Consider the following 14,574-nt stretch of genomic DNA (forward strand, 5'->3'; position numbering starts at 1 on the left):
CACAGGGCAAGCGGCACAGTTAAGGTTCGTTCAGGTTTTCCGCCCCACGAGTCTTTAATGTTCAACGCGTCTGTCATCAAACCCCTGGCCTTCGCCCTGCTGGCCGCCGCCGCCGTGCCCGCCCACGCCGACTGGTACCTGGACAACGAGTCCTCGCGGCTGTCGTTCGTTACCACCAAAAACACCGAGATTGCCGAAGTCCACCGTTTCCTGGTGTTGCACGGCAAGGTCGACAGCAAAGGCGCTGCGCAGTTGGAAGTGGAGTTGGAGTCGGTCAACAGCGGCATCCCGCTGCGCGACGAGCGCATGCGCAATCAGCTGTTCGACATCAAGACCTTCCCCGAGGCGCTGATCAATACGCAAATCAACCTGCAACCGATCAACGACCTGGCCCCCGGCGCGCAGTTGGAGTTGCGCCTGCCGCTGTCGGTGACGCTGCACGGCAAGACCCAGACCTACAGCGCCGAGCTGTTGGCTACGCGTCTGGATGATCGGCGTTTCCAGGTGGTGACCCTAGAGCCGGTGGTGTTGCATGCCGAGGATTTCGAGTTGGTGCCGGGTGTGACCGCGTTGCGCAAGGCGGCTGGGCTTGCGTCGATCAGTTTGTCGGTGCCGGTGGGTGCGGTACTGATTTTTACGGCGCGCTGACGTGAGTGGCGCAGTGTTCCCTTGGCGCAGCGCCAACCGGTTCGAGTTGTTGATCGACGGGCCGGACTTTTTCCCGCAGATGCTGGCGTGCATTGCCCGGGCGCAGCGGCAGGTGGATCTGGAGTTGTACCTGGTGGAGGCCGGGGCCTGCGCCGACGCCATGGTGCAGGCGCTGGTGCTGGCGGCTGAGCGGGGCGTGCAGGTGCGCTGCCTGTTCGATGATTACGGCAGCCTGGCGTTTACCCTCGGGCTGCGTAAGCGCCTGACCGACGCCGGTGTGCAATTGTGCTTTTACAATCGCCTGAACTGGCGGCGCTGGATGCGCAACCTGTACCGCGACCACCGCAAGCTGCTGCTGGTCGATCAAGACATCGCCGTGGTCGGCGGCACCGGCGTTACCGATGAGTTCTGGACACCGGGGCAGGACAGCGCCGACTGGCACGAAGTGATGGTACAGATCAGCGGCCCGCTGGTGCTGGATTGGCAGGCGCTGTTCGACCGGCAATGGTTGGCCAACGACGACCGCCGCGCCTGGAAACCGGCCACCCATTTCGGCTTGCCGCGCTTGCCCAAAGTGCCGGCGACCGGGCCCGGTCTTGGCCGCGTCGCTTATGCCGACGCGCGCCAACATCGCGATATCTTGCACTCGCTGATCCGCGCGCTGAGCAGCGGCCAGCGGCGCATCTGGTTGGCGACTCCGTATTTTCTGCCCACCTGGGGCGTGCGTCGGGCCTTGCGCCGAGCGGCGGGGCGCGGGGTGGATGTGCGCTTGCTGCTGACCGGCCCGCGCACCGATCACCCGTCGGTGCGCTATGCCGGGCACCGTTATTACCCGCGCCTGTTGCGCTCGGGCGTGCAAATTTTTGAGTACCAGCCGTGCTTTTTGCACCTGAAAATGGTGCTGGTGGACGATTGGGTCAGTATCGGTTCATGCAATTTCGACCACTGGAACCTGCGCTTCAACCTCGAAGCCAACCTCGAAGCGCTGGACCCGGCGTTGACGCAAGCTGTGGCGGGCAGTTTCGAGCGGGATTTTGCCCAGAGCCAGGCGGTGAGCCTGGAGGCATGGAAGTCGCGGCCGTTGTGGCGGCGGGTGAAGCAGCGGGTGTGGGGGTGGATTGATCGGTTGGTGGTCAATCTTCTGGATCGACGCGGTTAGACATGGGGGAGGGGGCTTGCCCCCGATTGCGGAGTGTCAGTCAATTGATTCATTGGCTGACCCACTGCTATCGGGAGCAAGCCCCCTCCCACATTTTTAGACCTTGTCTCAGGCGTTAGAGCAGTTCGAAAGTCTGCTGCTGCACATCCTGGGAGTCCAAGCCGATCTGCACATTGAACTCACCCGGTTCCGCCGCGAACTTGAGCTGGGTGTTGTAGAACTTCAAGTCCTCTTCGGTAATGGTGAAGTGCAACGTGCGCTCTTCGCCGGCCTTGAGCATGACTTTCTGGAAGTTTTTCAGCTCCTTGATCGGGCGGATCATCGAGCCGGCCACGTCCTGGATATACAGTTGCACCACGGTTTCGCCGTCGACCTTGCCGGTGTTTTTCACGGTGACGCTGGCGTCGAGCTTGCCGGTCTTGTTCAGGGTGGTGGACGACAGCGCCATGTCCGACAGGCTGAAGCTGGTGTAGCTCAGGCCATAGCCGAAGGGGAACAGCGGCCCGGTGATGTCATCGAAGTACTGCGAGGTGTAGTTGCCCGGCTTGCCTGGGGTAAACGGCCGGCCGATGGTCAGGTGGTTGTAGTAGGTCGGAATCTGCCCCACGGAGCGTGGGAAAGTAATCGGCAGCTTGCCCGACGGGTTGTAGTCACCAAACAGCACGTCGGCGATGGCGTTGCCGCCTTCGGTGCCGGCGAACCAGGTTTCCAGGATCGCGTCGGCTTGCTGGTTTTCCTCGAGAATCGACAGCGGACGGCCGTTCATCAGCACCAGCACCAGCGGCTTGCCGGTGGCTTTCAGCGCCTTGATCAGGTCGCGCTGGCTTTGCGGCAGGTTCAGGTCGGTGCGGCTGGAGGACTCGTGGGACATGCCACGGGACTCGCCCACCGCAGCGACCACCACGTCGGCATCCTTGGCGGCCTTGACCGCTTCGTCGATCATCACCTGGGCTGGGCGGGTGTCATCCACCACTTCCGGGGCATCGAAGTTGAGGAAGTTAAGGTAGTCGACCACGGCCTTGTCATGGGTGATGTTGGCGCCACGTGCATAGATCACTTTGCCTTTTTCGCCGATCACCGCGTTGAGGCCGTCGAGCAGGGTCACCGATTGTGCAGGCTTACCGGCGGCGGCCCAGCTACCCATCATGTCGATGGGGGCCTTGGCCAGTGGGCCCACGAGCGCGATGGTTGCGGATTTTTTCAGCGGCAGGGTGTCGTTCTGGTTCTTCAGCAAGACCATGCTGCGGCGCGCCACGTCACGCGCGTCGGCGCGATGCAGGCGGCTTTCGGCGTAGGTGTCGGCCGGGTCATCCTCGGCCTTGCCGATGCGCAGGTACGGGTCTTTGAACAGGCCCATGTCGTACTTGGCGCCGAGCACTTCGCGCACGGCGTTGTCGATGTCGCTCTGCTCGATCTCGCCGGACTTGAGCAGCCCCGGCAACTCCTTGCCATACAGTGAGTCGTTCATGCTCATGTCGATGCCGGCCTTGATCGCCAGCTTGGCGGCTTCACGCCCGTCCTTGGCCACGCCGTGCTTGATCAGCTCGAAGATCGCACCGTGGTCGCTGACGGCCAGGCCCTTGAAGCCCCAGTCCTTGCGCAGCAGGTCGTTCATCAGCCAGGTGTTGGCGGTGGCGGGCACGCCGTTGATCGAGTTGAGCGCGACCATCACGCCGCCGGAACCGGCCTTGATCGCCGCGTGGTACGGCGGCAGGTAGTCCTGGTACATCTTGACCGGGCTCATGTCGACCACGTTGTAGTCGCGACCGCCTTCCACCGCGCCGTACAGGGCGAAGTGCTTGACGCTGGCCATGATGCTGTCGGCATTCGCTGCGCTGGTGCCCTGGAAGGCCTTGACCATCACTTCAGCGATGCGCGACACCAGGTACGTGTCTTCGCCGAAGCCTTCGGAGGTCCGGCCCCAGCGCGGGTCGCGGGAGATGTCGACCATCGGCGCAAAGGTGATGTCGAGGCTGTCGGCAGCGGCTTCCTGCGCGGCAATGCGCCCGGAGCGGCCGATGGCGTCCATGTCCCAACTGGAAGCCAGGGCCAGGCTGATCGGGAAAATCGTGCGGTGGCCGTGGATCACGTCATAGGCGAAGAACATCGGGATCTTCAACCGGCTGCGCATGGCCGCGTCCTGCATCGGACGGTTTTCCGGGCGGGTGATGGAGTTGAAGGTGCCACCGATACGGCCGGCGGCGATTTCCTTGCGGATCAGCTCACGGGGCATTTCCGGGCCGATGCTGATCAGGCGCAATTGGCCGATCTTTTCATCGAGGGTCATCTGCTTGAGCAGGTCGCTGACGAAGGCGTCCTTGCCTTTAAGCGCAGCAGGCTTTGTTTCTGCCCAGGCGGGGTGGGTGGCCAGCGTGGCAACAAGGCCGAGCAAACACAGCTTTTTCATGAATATCCTTTTTCGGCGCACTGCACAGCGGTTAGGCTGATCGGCCAAAATGTGGGGAGCGTCTATTGTTGTTCGGGTGTCGTTCAGATAAATGCAGCACACTCTGAACTCTTTATCGCGCTGGGCATCTTTTAGCTGATTGGCTCGATGCATTCCAGTGGTGGCGGCGGATTATGCCCCATGCGCGCGGTTTATAGGGCGAGTCGTCACATTCCATCAAAGTTGGGCAGGAGAAACACCATGCAAGCAGCACACGGTTACCGCTGGGGCTTGAAGGCCGCGGCTTTGCTATTGATCAGCACAGTGCTGAGCGGTTGCGGCATCAACACCATTCCGACCCTCGATGAACAGGCCAAGGCGGCCTGGGGCCAGGTGCAGAACCAGTATCAACGGCGTGCCGACCTGATCCCCAACCTGGTGGAAGTGGTCAAGGGCTACGCCGCCCATGAACAAGACACCCTCACCGCTGTGATTGAAGCGCGGGCCAAGGCGACATCGATCCAGGTCGACGCCAGCACCCTCGACAACCCGGAAAAACTCAAGCAGTTCCAGCAAGCCCAGGACGGTTTGAGTGGTGCCCTCAGCCGCTTGATGGTGGTGTCCGAGCGCTACCCGGACCTGAAGGCCAACCAGAACTTCCTGGCCCTGCAATCTCAGCTGGAAGGCACGGAAAACCGGATTGCCGTGGCCCGTCGCGACTTTATCCAGGCCGTGCAGGCCTACAACACCGAGATCCGCACGTTCCCGGGGCGCCTGTGGCACAGCGTGATGTACAGCGATTTGCCGATCCGCGCCACGTTTGAAGCCACCAGTGCCGATGCCGATAAAGCGCCGCAAGTGAAGTTCAAATAAGGCAGCACTGAGGTGTCGATGCGTTTATTACGGATAGGCTTGGCGCTGTGGCTGTTGGCCTGCGCGGGCGTGGCCCAGGCGGCGTTGACCTTCCCGGCGTTGACCGGGCGGGTGGTGGACACCGCGCAGATGATCGACCCGGCGGTGCGCACGCAGTTGACCCAGCAATTGCAGGCGCTGGAGCAAAGCCGTGGCGCCCAGATCGTGGTGGTCACCGTGCCTGACCTGCAGGGCGTGCCGATTGAAGACTACGGTTATCAATTGGGGCGCCAGTGGGGCATCGGCCAGAAAGGCAAGGACAACGGCGCGCTGCTGATCGTTGCCCGCGATGAGCGCAAATTGCGCATCGAAGTCGGCTATGGCCTGGAAGGCACGCTGACCGATGCGCAGTCGTGGGTGATCATCAATCAGGTGATTGCGCCCAAGTTCAAGGCCGGCAACTTCAGCCAGGGCATCAGCGACGGCGTCGCCGCGATGATCCAGGTGGTGGGCGGCGAGCCGCTGGCGGTGCCGGCCCACGTGGCGGATGCCAACTTCGCCAAGGATAATCCGGGGTTTTCCATCGGCTTGTTCATCCTGCTGATCGGCGTGTTGTGGCTGTGCAATCGCCTGGGCCTGCCGGTGTGGGCGATCCTGCTGGCGATTCTCAGCAGCAGCGGTCGTGGCGGTGGGGGCGGCGGCGGTGGCGGTGGTTTTCGCGGCGGCGGTGGCGGTTTCGGCGGTGGCGGGGCTTCGGGTGGCTGGTGATGACAACAACTAAAAACGAGCGTTTACAACCATGGCACTACTGACTGAACACGAACAACGCCAGGTCGCCGAAGCGATTGCCCGGGTCGAGCAACAGACCGACGCCGAACTGGTGACCGTGCTGGCCGCGCGTGCCGATGATTACGCCTATATCCCGTTGCTCTGGGCCAGCCTGATTGCGTTGGTGGTGCCGGGAGTGGTGCATTACTTGTCGGGTTACCTGAGCATGTACACCTTGTTGTTGGCGCAGTGGGCGACGTTCATCGTGCTGTGCCTGGTGTTTCGCCTGCCTAAAGTCACCACCCGCTTGATCCCTCGCTCAGTGCGCCACTGGCGCGCCTCGAACCTGGCGCGCCGGCAGTTCCTCGAGCAGAACCTGCACCACACGCTGGGCGGCACCGGGGTGTTGATTTTTGTCAGCGAGGCCGAGCGCTATGTGGAGATCCTGGTGGATGACGGGATTTCCAAGCGCCTGGATGACAACAGTTGGGATGGCATCGTCAAGGCGTTTACCCAACAGGTGAAACAGGGGCAAACGTTGGCCGGGTTCATTGCCTGCATCGAAGCCTGCGGTGAGTTGCTCAAGGTGCATGTGCCGGTGACGCAGGCGCGTAATGAATTGCCCAATCGCCTGATCGTGCTCGAATAACCCATGTGGGAGGGGCGGTGCGACGATTCGACTTGCCCCCTCCCACATTTGGATCTGCGGTGGGGCCTCCCAATCTTACCGTTGATCAAATAACCCCGTGCCCTCAGTCCCTATCCCCCCTAAAATGCCCGGCATTCCCAGCCCGAGGCGTTTTGTTCATGTCTGTCACCGCTCAACCTGCCCGCCCTGCGCCGGATCATCACGCCCAGTTCATCGAACTGCTGAGCGCAAGCCTTATGCACAACGCCTTTATCAAACTGGTGCTGGCCAAGTACGTCGGTGAGGACGCCGAGCTGCAACGGCTGATCATCAAGGCGGTGACGGTCAAGGAGCAGCCCTGCCTGTCCTTTGTGTACCGCTACAAAACCCGCGACATCACCAAGAACTTCGCGGTGGCCGACGGCGTGGCGGCGATTGCCGAGTTGTTGCCGGCCTCGTTCAAGAACGCACACTTGCTGTCGCTGACCGACGAAGCCCAGTTGGAATACAGCAAGAAGAACAAAAGCTCGCTGTTCAAAAGCAAGCCGCAGCAATTGCGTGAAGCGCCGTCGGCCGAGCACAACCGCGAGAAGAATCGCTTCCTCGACCTGAGCCGGCCGTTCCTCGCCGACCTGGGCGTGACCGACGCCAAGCACGCGCTGATCCCGTCGATGTCGCGCAAGTGGAAGCAGATCAACAAGTTCATCGAAGTGTTCAGCCATGCGCTGATCGCATCACCGCTGAGGCTGGACCAACCGGTGCGCGTCGCCGATTTCGGCTCGGGCAAGGGCTACCTGACCTTCGCCATCCACGACTACCTGCGCAATACCCTCAATGTCGAGGCCGAGGTCACCGGCGTTGAATTGCGCGAAGACATGGTTGCCTTGTGCAACACCGCCGCCGCCCATCTCGAACACCCTGGGCTGGTGTTCACCTGCGGCGACGTGCGCAGCGTCGCACCGATCGAGCTGGACGTGATGATCGCCCTGCATGCCTGCGACATCGCCACCGACTATGCGATCCACACCGGCATCCGTTCCGGTGCGTCGATCATCATGTGCTCGCCGTGCTGCCACAAACAGATCCGCCTGCAAATCCAGAGCCCGGTGCTGTTGAAGCCGATGCTGCAATACGGTTTGCACCTGGGCCAGCAGGCCGAAATGCTCACCGATAGCCTGCGCGCCTTGTTCCTGGAGGCCTGTGGTTATGAGACCAAGGTGTTCGAGTTCATCTCCCTGGAACACACCAACAAGAACAAGATGATCCTCGCGGTCAAACGCGCGGAACCGGTGGACAACGCGCAGTTACTGGACAAGATTCAGGCACTCAAGGACTTCTATCACATCACCGAGCACTGCCTGGAAACCCTGCTGCGTACCGACGATTACCTAGGCTGAACACGCAGCCAATGTGGGAGGGGGCTTGCTCCCGATAGCAGAGGTGAAGTGCGCCCCAAAAGTTGGACAGTGATTGTTAGGCTACAGCGGACCTGGCTCTGTACGCTACAGGGCTCAGTCCGCCAAGTTTCGTTTTGATTCGCTTATGGTTGTAGTAATGGATGTATTCAGCCAGTCCAGCCTGCAACTGAGCCACACTCTCGAAGCTTTCCCGGTAGTAAAACTCTGACTTCAACGTGCCGAAGAAGCTCTCCATTGTGGCGTTGTCATAGCAGTTTCCTCTGCGTGACATGCTCTGTTCCAACCCTGCTTTTTCTAGTCGATCCCGGTACTTCGGGTATCGATAGTGCCAACCTTGATCCGAGTGCAACATGGGCTTGACGCCCTCAGGCAAGCGCTCAAGAGCTTGTTCCAGCATGTCGCCCACCAGGGCATATTGGGGGCGCGTGGCGGTTTGATAGGCCACAATTTCTCCGTTGTACAAGTCTAAAACTGGAGACAGATATAGCTTTTCGCCTGCCACTTTGAACTCGGTGACATCCGTTACCCATTTCTGATTCGGTTGCTCAGCCTCGAACTGACGAGCCAGGATGTTAGGCGATACTTCTCCCATTGGTCCTCGATACGATCTGTATTTCTTCGGTCGCACCGTACATTTCAGACTCAACTCCCCCATCAGTCGCCGCACAGTTTTACTGTTGATCAACTGTCCGTCGCTCCGCAGAGCTAAAGTCATACGGCGATAGCCGAATCGCCCCTTATGCTCGTCTTGAAGGCTCTGGATAGAGGCTTTTAGCGAAACGAACCGGTCTGCTCCGTCCATCGCCTTGAGTTGGTAGTAGTACGTGCTGCGGGCGAGCCCAGCCAGCTTGAGCAAATGGTCCAAGGGGAAGCTGTGCCTCAACTCAGAGACTAATTGGGCTTTTTCTTCGCTTCTTTCTCGCGCCTCATCACTGCCTCGCCTAACTCCCCAAGCTTTTTTAGGTAGGCGTTCTCCATGCGCAAATACTGGAGTTCATCAAGTAAAGCCTTGTGAGCACGTTCTTGGTCGGTGAGTGGAATGGCCGTTTTTCGAGGTTTAGCAGGTAGCTTGGACATAGCGGTATTCGATCCTTTTTCCCCTGAGGCCAGGGCTTCAATACCGCCACTGTAATACTGCTGCTGCCATCTGCCCACTTGGGTAGAGTCACCCAGATTGAAGAGTGCCGCTGCGCGGCGAAAAGAAAGGGAGTCACGCCACATGCGTTGCAGAACGGAGAACTTGAACAAAGCACTGTAACGTCCACCGGTACTACTCAGACTGGCCTCACCGTGCAGCCGGTAAGCTTCCACCCAACGGCGAAGTAAAGTGGGGTCCATTTGAAATCGAGCAGCAATATGGCGAAAGCCTCGGCCTCGTTCCAGGAAGGCGGTAATGGCGGAAAGCTTGAACTGCGTTGTGTACTTGCTCATGAAAAAGCCCCAGGAGTTGGATGGGTGTCCAACTTCTGGGGCGCACTTCACCGGAGTGGCCAAATAGCCAAAAAGGTGTGCGTATCAAACACAATCAGGAGGAAGACGGGGCAGGCGAAAAAAACCACACATGCGAATGAAAAATATTCTCATGTTGGCCGTTTCGGGGCTATTTCCGCAGTTCGATTCTGACAATGCCCTCGGCCGAGGTCACGGTTTTCACCGGCAACAAGGCGGGTAGGGCGTTGAGCAGGGCATCCGGGTCATTCACGTCCAGATTGCCCGACACCTTTAGATGCGCCACGGCGTGACTCACCTGCAGCGGAGGTTGGGGGCGGTACAAACTCAATTCATCGATCAGGCTGGCCAGTTCGCGATTGCGGAACGACAAGTGCCCGCTGCGCCAGTCGGCGACCACCTCGGCGGTGAGAATTTGTTGTTGCACGGTGCCCTTGGCATAGTCAAAGGTGGCGCGTTGCTGGGCGCCGAGCAATGCCACCGGGTTTTTCGCATCTGGCGCAAACGCCACCTGGCCGTGGGCAACACTGACCACCAGCTGCTGCTGGCTGCGGCGCACGTCAAAAGCGGTGCCCACCACGCGCACCGTCGCCTCGCCGGCTTGCACGTACAGGGGGCGTTCCTTGTCGGCTGCCACTTCGATATACAGCTGGCCCTTGTCCAGGTGAACGATGCGTTGGTGGGCACTGAAGTCCACGCGCAGGCGGGTGTTGGCATTCACGTAGAGGTTGCTGCCATCGGGCAGGTTCAGGGTGCGCATGCCTTTGGCGTGGGCTGCGACCTGGGTGTGATACAGCTCGCGCGGGGCGCCGACGGGCGTGGCCAGTACGGCGCAGAGCACGGCGGCAGCCACGGCCAGGGCCGGGCGCCAGATCGCGGTTTTGCGCTTGGGCAGCGCCACGGGTGTGTTCAGTTGCTGCAATTGGCCAAGGTCGGCCCACAGCTGTTCGAATTCGGCATAGGCACGGGCATGGGCCGGCACGGCCTGCCAGGCGGCAAAGGCCTTGCGGTCGGCGCGTCCCATGGCGTTGCGGTTACGTGCAAACCATCTGGCGGCTTGGGCATCGACGGCGTCGCTCGCGTCGATGTCCAGGGCGTCGATGTCGCTCAGACGGTTCATGCTGGCTGCTCCGTGCCGGGGTCAGGTTGAAGGCGTCGCTTGCAATGCAGCAGGGCAAACGCGATGTGCTTTTCCACCATGCTGATCGAAATGCCCATGCGTTCGGATATCTGTGCCTGACTCATACCTTCGAAGCGATGCAGCATAAGGGCTTCTCGCCTGCGGGGCGAGAGTTCGGCGAGGACTTCTTTCAACTGTTCCAGGCGTTGCAGGCGAAGCGCTGCGGCCATGGGCTCGTTCTGCGCGTCAATGACCGGCTCGGCACCCCTTTCAGCCTGATCGGCGTGGACGCTCTGCCGCACCTTCTGTTTGCGCCAGTGATCGCGCAACAGGTTGCGCGCCATCTGGAACAGAAACGCCCGCGGCTGCTCAACCTTAGCCCGGTCGCGGTAGTCCAGCCATTGGGTAAAGACATCCTGGGTCATGTCCGCTGCGTCGCTGGCGTTGTCCGTGCGCTTGCGCAGGAAAAACAGGATATCTGCGTAAAACCCGCGAAAGGCATCGGCCGACAGCGGGTCGGGCTTGGGACGCGACATGGATATCCTTCTTGACGAAGCACGACGTAGAAAAGTCGCAAATGATATCGAGAATTATTGTCGTTTGTCTCCAGGCAAATACGCTGACCCTGTGGGAGCGCTCAGGACCTCAGCGTTCGACCGGCACCGACAGTGCAGGATTGCCCAGCGCATGGGTGCGCGCAGCAAAGAATCTCAACGCCACGCCGCTGCCATCAAACAACTGCGAATACCGCCGCTTCTGCTGGCGGATAAACCCATCACTGCGCCCCGATACCGCGATCGCGAGGGTCGTCACCCTGGCCTGGCGAATCGCATCCACCAGGTGTTTGTCCTGCGGCCCCAGGTCATGGCCGAAGATGCACAGCGCACCCTCGTGGCCGAGCAATTGCTCATAGCAGAACGACAGATAATCCGAACTGCGGATGGTCTTGAGCTTCTCCTCCACCTTGCCCTCACTGACAAACAACGGCACGTCGTCCAGGGTCTTGATCGTGTTGTTGATCGCAAAACTGCTGAGCAAGGTGCTGTCGGTGGTGGGTAATTTACGTGCGGTGCCGTCGAGGTTGCGCACCAGGTGCAGGCCGCCGTGCAGGTAGAGGATGCGCGTGGTGTCGGTGCGGGTGTCACGCAGGTCGAAGCTGGCGTCGGCGCTGCGGAACAGGTCGTCGATGCCGGGGGTGTGCAGGATCGCCCAGTAGTTGAGCAAGTCGTAGTTGCTGGTGAATACCGTGGCGTAGTTGGTCAGCTCCGCGTTGATTGTCGCCAGCGTCGATGGCTGCACCAAGCGCCACGGAATGTGTACGGCGTGGATGGTGTTGATCAACGCTTCCTTGATCGCGTAGTAGCGATTGCGCGGTGCCGCCGAGCTGACTGCGAGGGCTTTGTTGACCCGGCTGGTGGTCTTCAGCGCGCTCAGGGCTTGCTCGAAACTGCGGGTTTGCAGGGCGTCGAACACGCTCAGTTCGGATTGGCTCAAGGGTTTTTCTTCAACGGTGCGTGCGTTTTCGAACAGCGAGTCGTAGGCAAAGTCTTCCCAAATCGCCCGGCTGGCGCCGTTGCCGATCAGAATCCCATTGAAGTCGATAGCGCTGCGCAGTGCGCTCCAGTCTTCAAGGTGGGCGTCAATATCCTGGAAATCCTTCATTGCGGCGGGTCTACTCAAAATCGGCGGGGCGGTGACTTTATCACGAGCGTGGGTTGATCCTGATCAAGATGGGCCATGTGATGACGGTTGATGCTGTCGGCATAACGCCTCTGAGGATTAGCCATGAGCAGCACCTTCTTCATTCCCGCCGTCAACATCATGGGCACTGATTGCCTTGACGATGCGATGGTCGCCATTCGCAACTACGGTTTCCGTAAGGCCCTGATCGTCACCGACGCCGGCCTGGCCAAGGCGGGCGTGGCCCGCATGATTGCCGAAAAACTCGCGATGCAGGACATCGACTCGGTGATCTACGACGGCGCCAAGCCCAACCCCAATGTGGACAACGTCGAGAAAGGCCTCGCGCTGCTGCAGCAGAGCGCCTGCGATTTCGTGGTGTCCCTGGGTGGTGGTTCGCCCCATGACTGCGCCAAGGGCATCGCACTGTGCGCGACCAACGGCGGGCATATCGGCGACTACGAAGGGGTCGACCAATCCAGCAAGCCACAACTGCCGCTGGTGGCGATCAACACCACCGCTGGCACCGCCAGTGAGATGACCCGCTTCTGCATCATCACCGACGAAACCCGCCACGTGAAAATGGCCATCGTCGACCGCAACGTCACGCCGCTGCTGTCGGTTAACGACCCGTCCCTGATGGTCGGCATGCCCAAGGGCCTCACCGCCGCCACCGGCATGGACGCCCTGACCCACGCCATCGAAGCCTACGTGTCCACTGCCGCCACGCCGATCACCGACGCCTGCGCGATCAAGGCCATCGAACTGATCAGCGCCAACCTGCGCCTGGCGGTACGCGACGGCAGCGACAAGGCCGCACGGGAAAACATGGCCTACGCACAGTTCCTCGCCGGCATGGCGTTCAACAACGCCTCTCTGGGCTTCGTGCATGCCATGGCCCACCAACTGGGCGGTCTGTATGACTTGCCCCACGGCGTGTGCAACGCGGTGCTGCTGCCTCATGTGCAAAGTTTCAACGCCAGCGTCAGTGCCAAACGCCTGAGCGACGTCGGCCGTGCGCTGGGTGCGGACATCACCGGCAACTCGCCAGAAGAGGGCGCCCAGGCCGCCATCGCGGCCATTCGTGCTTTGTCTAAGGACGTTGAAATTCCCGCCGGCCTGCGTGAGCTGGGCGCCAAATTGCAGGACATTCCGCTGCTGGCCACCAACGCGCTGAAGGACGCGTGTGGGCTGACCAATCCGCGGCGGGCGGATCAGCGTCAGATTGAGGAGATTTTCCGCAGCGCGTTCTGATCCGACCGGCAGCGTGCGACGCACACAAACGCGCCGCCCGCCAGAGCCACACACAACAGCGCCAACGGCCATGCCTGCTGACTCACCAGCAGGCTTGCCACGCCACCGATCAACGCCGCCATCAACTGATGTATAAAACCACTCAACGCCATGGCATAGGAGCCGCTGACCGGTGACTCATCATTGGCCACGGACAAACTGATGGGGTAACTCATCGACTGCCCCAGTACCGCCAGGCAATAGGGTAACCACAGCAACAATGCGAGCCCGCTGGCAAACACACTGCCAAGCAGCATGATCGCGGTACCAAGCAACACTAACGCCACGCCCCAGCCCATCATCGTCAACCGTCCCGTGTGCGCGACGAAGCGATTGACCATCAACGCTCCCGCCAGATACGCCCCGCTGATTGGCCAGCCCAGCCAGCCATATTGCGCGGCACTCCACTCGAAATGCCCCTGCAAAATCAGCGGCGCGCAGGTGTTGAACGCAATGATCACCCCATACCCCAATCCGCCGGCCAACGCCGCATGCAGGAAGGCGGGGTGTCGCACAATTTGGGTGTAAATTCGCCAGGCTGACGCCGACGAATCGGCCTTCAGCAGTGTCGGAAAAATTACGCGTGGCAACACCAGCATCAACATGACGGCGCCGATCGCCAGACCATAAAAGATTGCCTCCCAGCCAAACGCTATCTGCAATAACGAGCCCACGAACTGGCCGATGCCGAGCGCGATCACAAAGGTCATCCCCAGCCAAGAAAGGCCCTTGGCCAATAGCGCACCGCTGAAACTGTCCCGCACCAACACCCGTGCCATCACCGATACGCCGCCCGCGCCCAGGCCTTGAATCAGGCGCAACGCCAGAAAAGATTCAACATTGAACGCCGATGGAATCGCGGCACTCGCCGAGGCATACACCGCCAGCGCCGCCAGCAACACTGGCTTTCTGCCAAAGCGTTCGCCCAGGCTTCCCCACAGCAACATCGGAAGCGCCATACCCACCAGGTACACTGCCAAGGCCAGGGCAACGTGGTCTTCGGCCGCCGGTAGGGACTGGGCAATGGCCGGGACCGCCGGCAAATAGCTGCTGATACCGACTTGGGAAAGGAAGGCGGCGCTGCAGGCGAGGGTGAGGGGTGTGGTGCTTTTCAATAGGCTCGTCCTTCACTCTAAATTTCGAGAGAGTTGTTATAAATCTTATATGGTTATC

13 protein-coding genes are annotated in these 14,574 nt (G+C 60.6%); 7 read left to right on the forward strand and 6 right to left on the reverse strand.

Translation table 11 applies throughout. The annotated features are described in order from the left end of the window. Nucleotides 1-57 precede the first annotated feature (57 nt). Nucleotides 58-648 (forward strand): YceI family protein, encoded by a 591-nt coding sequence (locus tag ACS5Q8_RS07310; protein WP_276196922.1) that lies wholly within the window; start codon nt 58-60, stop codon nt 646-648. Between the two features lies 1 nt (nt 649). After that, entirely contained in the window at nt 650-1,807 is a 1,158-nt protein-coding gene (locus ACS5Q8_RS07315; RefSeq protein ID WP_276196923.1) for a phospholipase D-like domain-containing protein, read from the forward strand. 115 nt (nt 1,808-1,922) lie between these two features. Here ACS5Q8_RS07315 and bglX read toward each other — a convergent pair whose 3' ends face one another. Continuing rightward, entirely contained in the window at nt 1,923-4,214 is a 2,292-nt protein-coding gene (bglX, locus tag ACS5Q8_RS07320) for a beta-glucosidase BglX (protein ID WP_465160006.1), read from the reverse strand. Between the two features lie 240 nt (nt 4,215-4,454). Here bglX and ACS5Q8_RS07325 point away from each other — a divergent pair, with 240 nt between their 5' ends. From ACS5Q8_RS07325 to ACS5Q8_RS07340, 4 genes are all read left to right on the forward strand, one after another. Further along, nucleotides 4,455-5,066: a LemA family protein gene (locus ACS5Q8_RS07325; protein WP_276196925.1), complete on the forward strand. Its 612-nt coding sequence runs from the start codon at nt 4,455-4,457 to the stop codon at nt 5,064-5,066. An 18-nt stretch (nt 5,067-5,084) separates the two neighbouring features. After that, nucleotides 5,085-5,813, forward strand: a complete 729-nt coding sequence (locus ACS5Q8_RS07330) for a TPM domain-containing protein (RefSeq protein WP_465160007.1) — start codon at nt 5,085-5,087, stop codon at nt 5,811-5,813. A gap of 31 nt (nt 5,814-5,844) precedes the next feature. After that, nucleotides 5,845-6,462, forward strand: a complete 618-nt coding sequence (locus ACS5Q8_RS07335; protein WP_247408166.1) for a TPM domain-containing protein — start codon at nt 5,845-5,847, stop codon at nt 6,460-6,462. A 158-nt stretch (nt 6,463-6,620) separates the two neighbouring features. Beyond that, nucleotides 6,621-7,838 (forward strand): class I SAM-dependent methyltransferase, encoded by a 1,218-nt coding sequence (locus ACS5Q8_RS07340; RefSeq protein ID WP_465160008.1) that lies wholly within the window; start codon nt 6,621-6,623, stop codon nt 7,836-7,838. A gap of 76 nt (nt 7,839-7,914) precedes the next feature. On the opposite strand, the gene ACS5Q8_RS07345 is transcribed toward ACS5Q8_RS07340, so the two are convergent. The 4 genes from ACS5Q8_RS07345 to ACS5Q8_RS07360 form a co-directional block, all read right to left on the reverse strand. Then, nucleotides 7,915-9,290 (reverse strand): IS3 family transposase gene (locus tag ACS5Q8_RS07345; RefSeq protein ID WP_465159113.1). Its coding sequence is split into 2 segments (ribosomal slippage): nt 7,915-8,787 and nt 8,790-9,290, totalling 1,374 coding nucleotides; the frame shifts between segments, so codons are not numbered across the junction. A gap of 169 nt (nt 9,291-9,459) precedes the next feature. Beyond that, on the reverse strand, nt 9,460-10,428 hold the full coding sequence (locus ACS5Q8_RS07350) for a FecR family protein (protein WP_443695836.1): 969 nt from the start codon (nt 10,426-10,428) through the stop codon (nt 9,460-9,462). Then, nucleotides 10,425-10,964 (reverse strand): RNA polymerase sigma factor, encoded by a 540-nt coding sequence (locus ACS5Q8_RS07355; RefSeq protein WP_443695838.1) that lies wholly within the window; start codon nt 10,962-10,964, stop codon nt 10,425-10,427. Before ACS5Q8_RS07355 ends, ACS5Q8_RS07350 begins: the two co-directional genes overlap by 4 nt. Nucleotides 10,965-11,073: 109 nt before the next feature. Continuing rightward, a complete protein-coding gene (locus tag ACS5Q8_RS07360; RefSeq protein WP_276196934.1) occupies nt 11,074-12,090 on the reverse strand; it encodes a DUF4917 family protein in 1,017 nt (338 codons plus the stop codon). Nucleotides 12,091-12,213: 123 nt separating this feature from the next. Here ACS5Q8_RS07360 and yiaY point away from each other — a divergent pair, with 123 nt between their 5' ends. Next, nucleotides 12,214-13,362, forward strand: a complete 1,149-nt coding sequence (yiaY, locus tag ACS5Q8_RS07365) for an L-threonine dehydrogenase (RefSeq protein ID WP_276196935.1) — start codon at nt 12,214-12,216, stop codon at nt 13,360-13,362. Here yiaY and ACS5Q8_RS07370 read toward each other — a convergent pair. After that, entirely contained in the window at nt 13,329-14,516 is a 1,188-nt protein-coding gene (locus ACS5Q8_RS07370) for an MFS transporter (protein ID WP_276196936.1), read from the reverse strand. The two genes, yiaY and ACS5Q8_RS07370, sit on opposite strands and share 34 nt — an antisense overlap. Nucleotides 14,517-14,574 lie beyond the last annotated feature (58 nt).

The organism is Pseudomonas sp. PAMC25584 (assembly GCF_058135675.1).

What these genes read in the sequence shown, in the direction of transcription:
- ACS5Q8_RS07355 (WP_443695838.1), bottom strand. Translation starts at nt 10,964, where the DNA reads ATGTCGCGTCCCAAGCCCGACCCGCTGTCGGCCGATGCCTTTCGCGGG.
- ACS5Q8_RS07340 (WP_465160008.1), top strand. Translation starts at nt 6,621, where the DNA reads ATGTCTGTCACCGCTCAACCTGCCCGCCCTGCGCCGGATCATCACGCC.
- bglX (WP_465160006.1), bottom strand. Translation starts at nt 4,214, where the DNA reads ATGAAAAAGCTGTGTTTGCTCGGCCTTGTTGCCACGCTGGCCACCCAC.
- ACS5Q8_RS07330 (WP_465160007.1), top strand. Translation starts at nt 5,085, where the DNA reads ATGCGTTTATTACGGATAGGCTTGGCGCTGTGGCTGTTGGCCTGCGCG.
- ACS5Q8_RS07310 (WP_276196922.1), top strand. Translation starts at nt 58, where the DNA reads ATGTTCAACGCGTCTGTCATCAAACCCCTGGCCTTCGCCCTGCTGGCC.
- ACS5Q8_RS07335 (WP_247408166.1), top strand. Translation starts at nt 5,845, where the DNA reads ATGGCACTACTGACTGAACACGAACAACGCCAGGTCGCCGAAGCGATT.
- yiaY (WP_276196935.1), top strand. Translation starts at nt 12,214, where the DNA reads ATGAGCAGCACCTTCTTCATTCCCGCCGTCAACATCATGGGCACTGAT.
- ACS5Q8_RS07350 (WP_443695836.1), bottom strand. Translation starts at nt 10,428, where the DNA reads ATGAACCGTCTGAGCGACATCGACGCCCTGGACATCGACGCGAGCGAC.
- ACS5Q8_RS07325 (WP_276196925.1), top strand. Translation starts at nt 4,455, where the DNA reads ATGCAAGCAGCACACGGTTACCGCTGGGGCTTGAAGGCCGCGGCTTTG.
- ACS5Q8_RS07360 (WP_276196934.1), bottom strand. Translation starts at nt 12,090, where the DNA reads ATGAAGGATTTCCAGGATATTGACGCCCACCTTGAAGACTGGAGCGCA.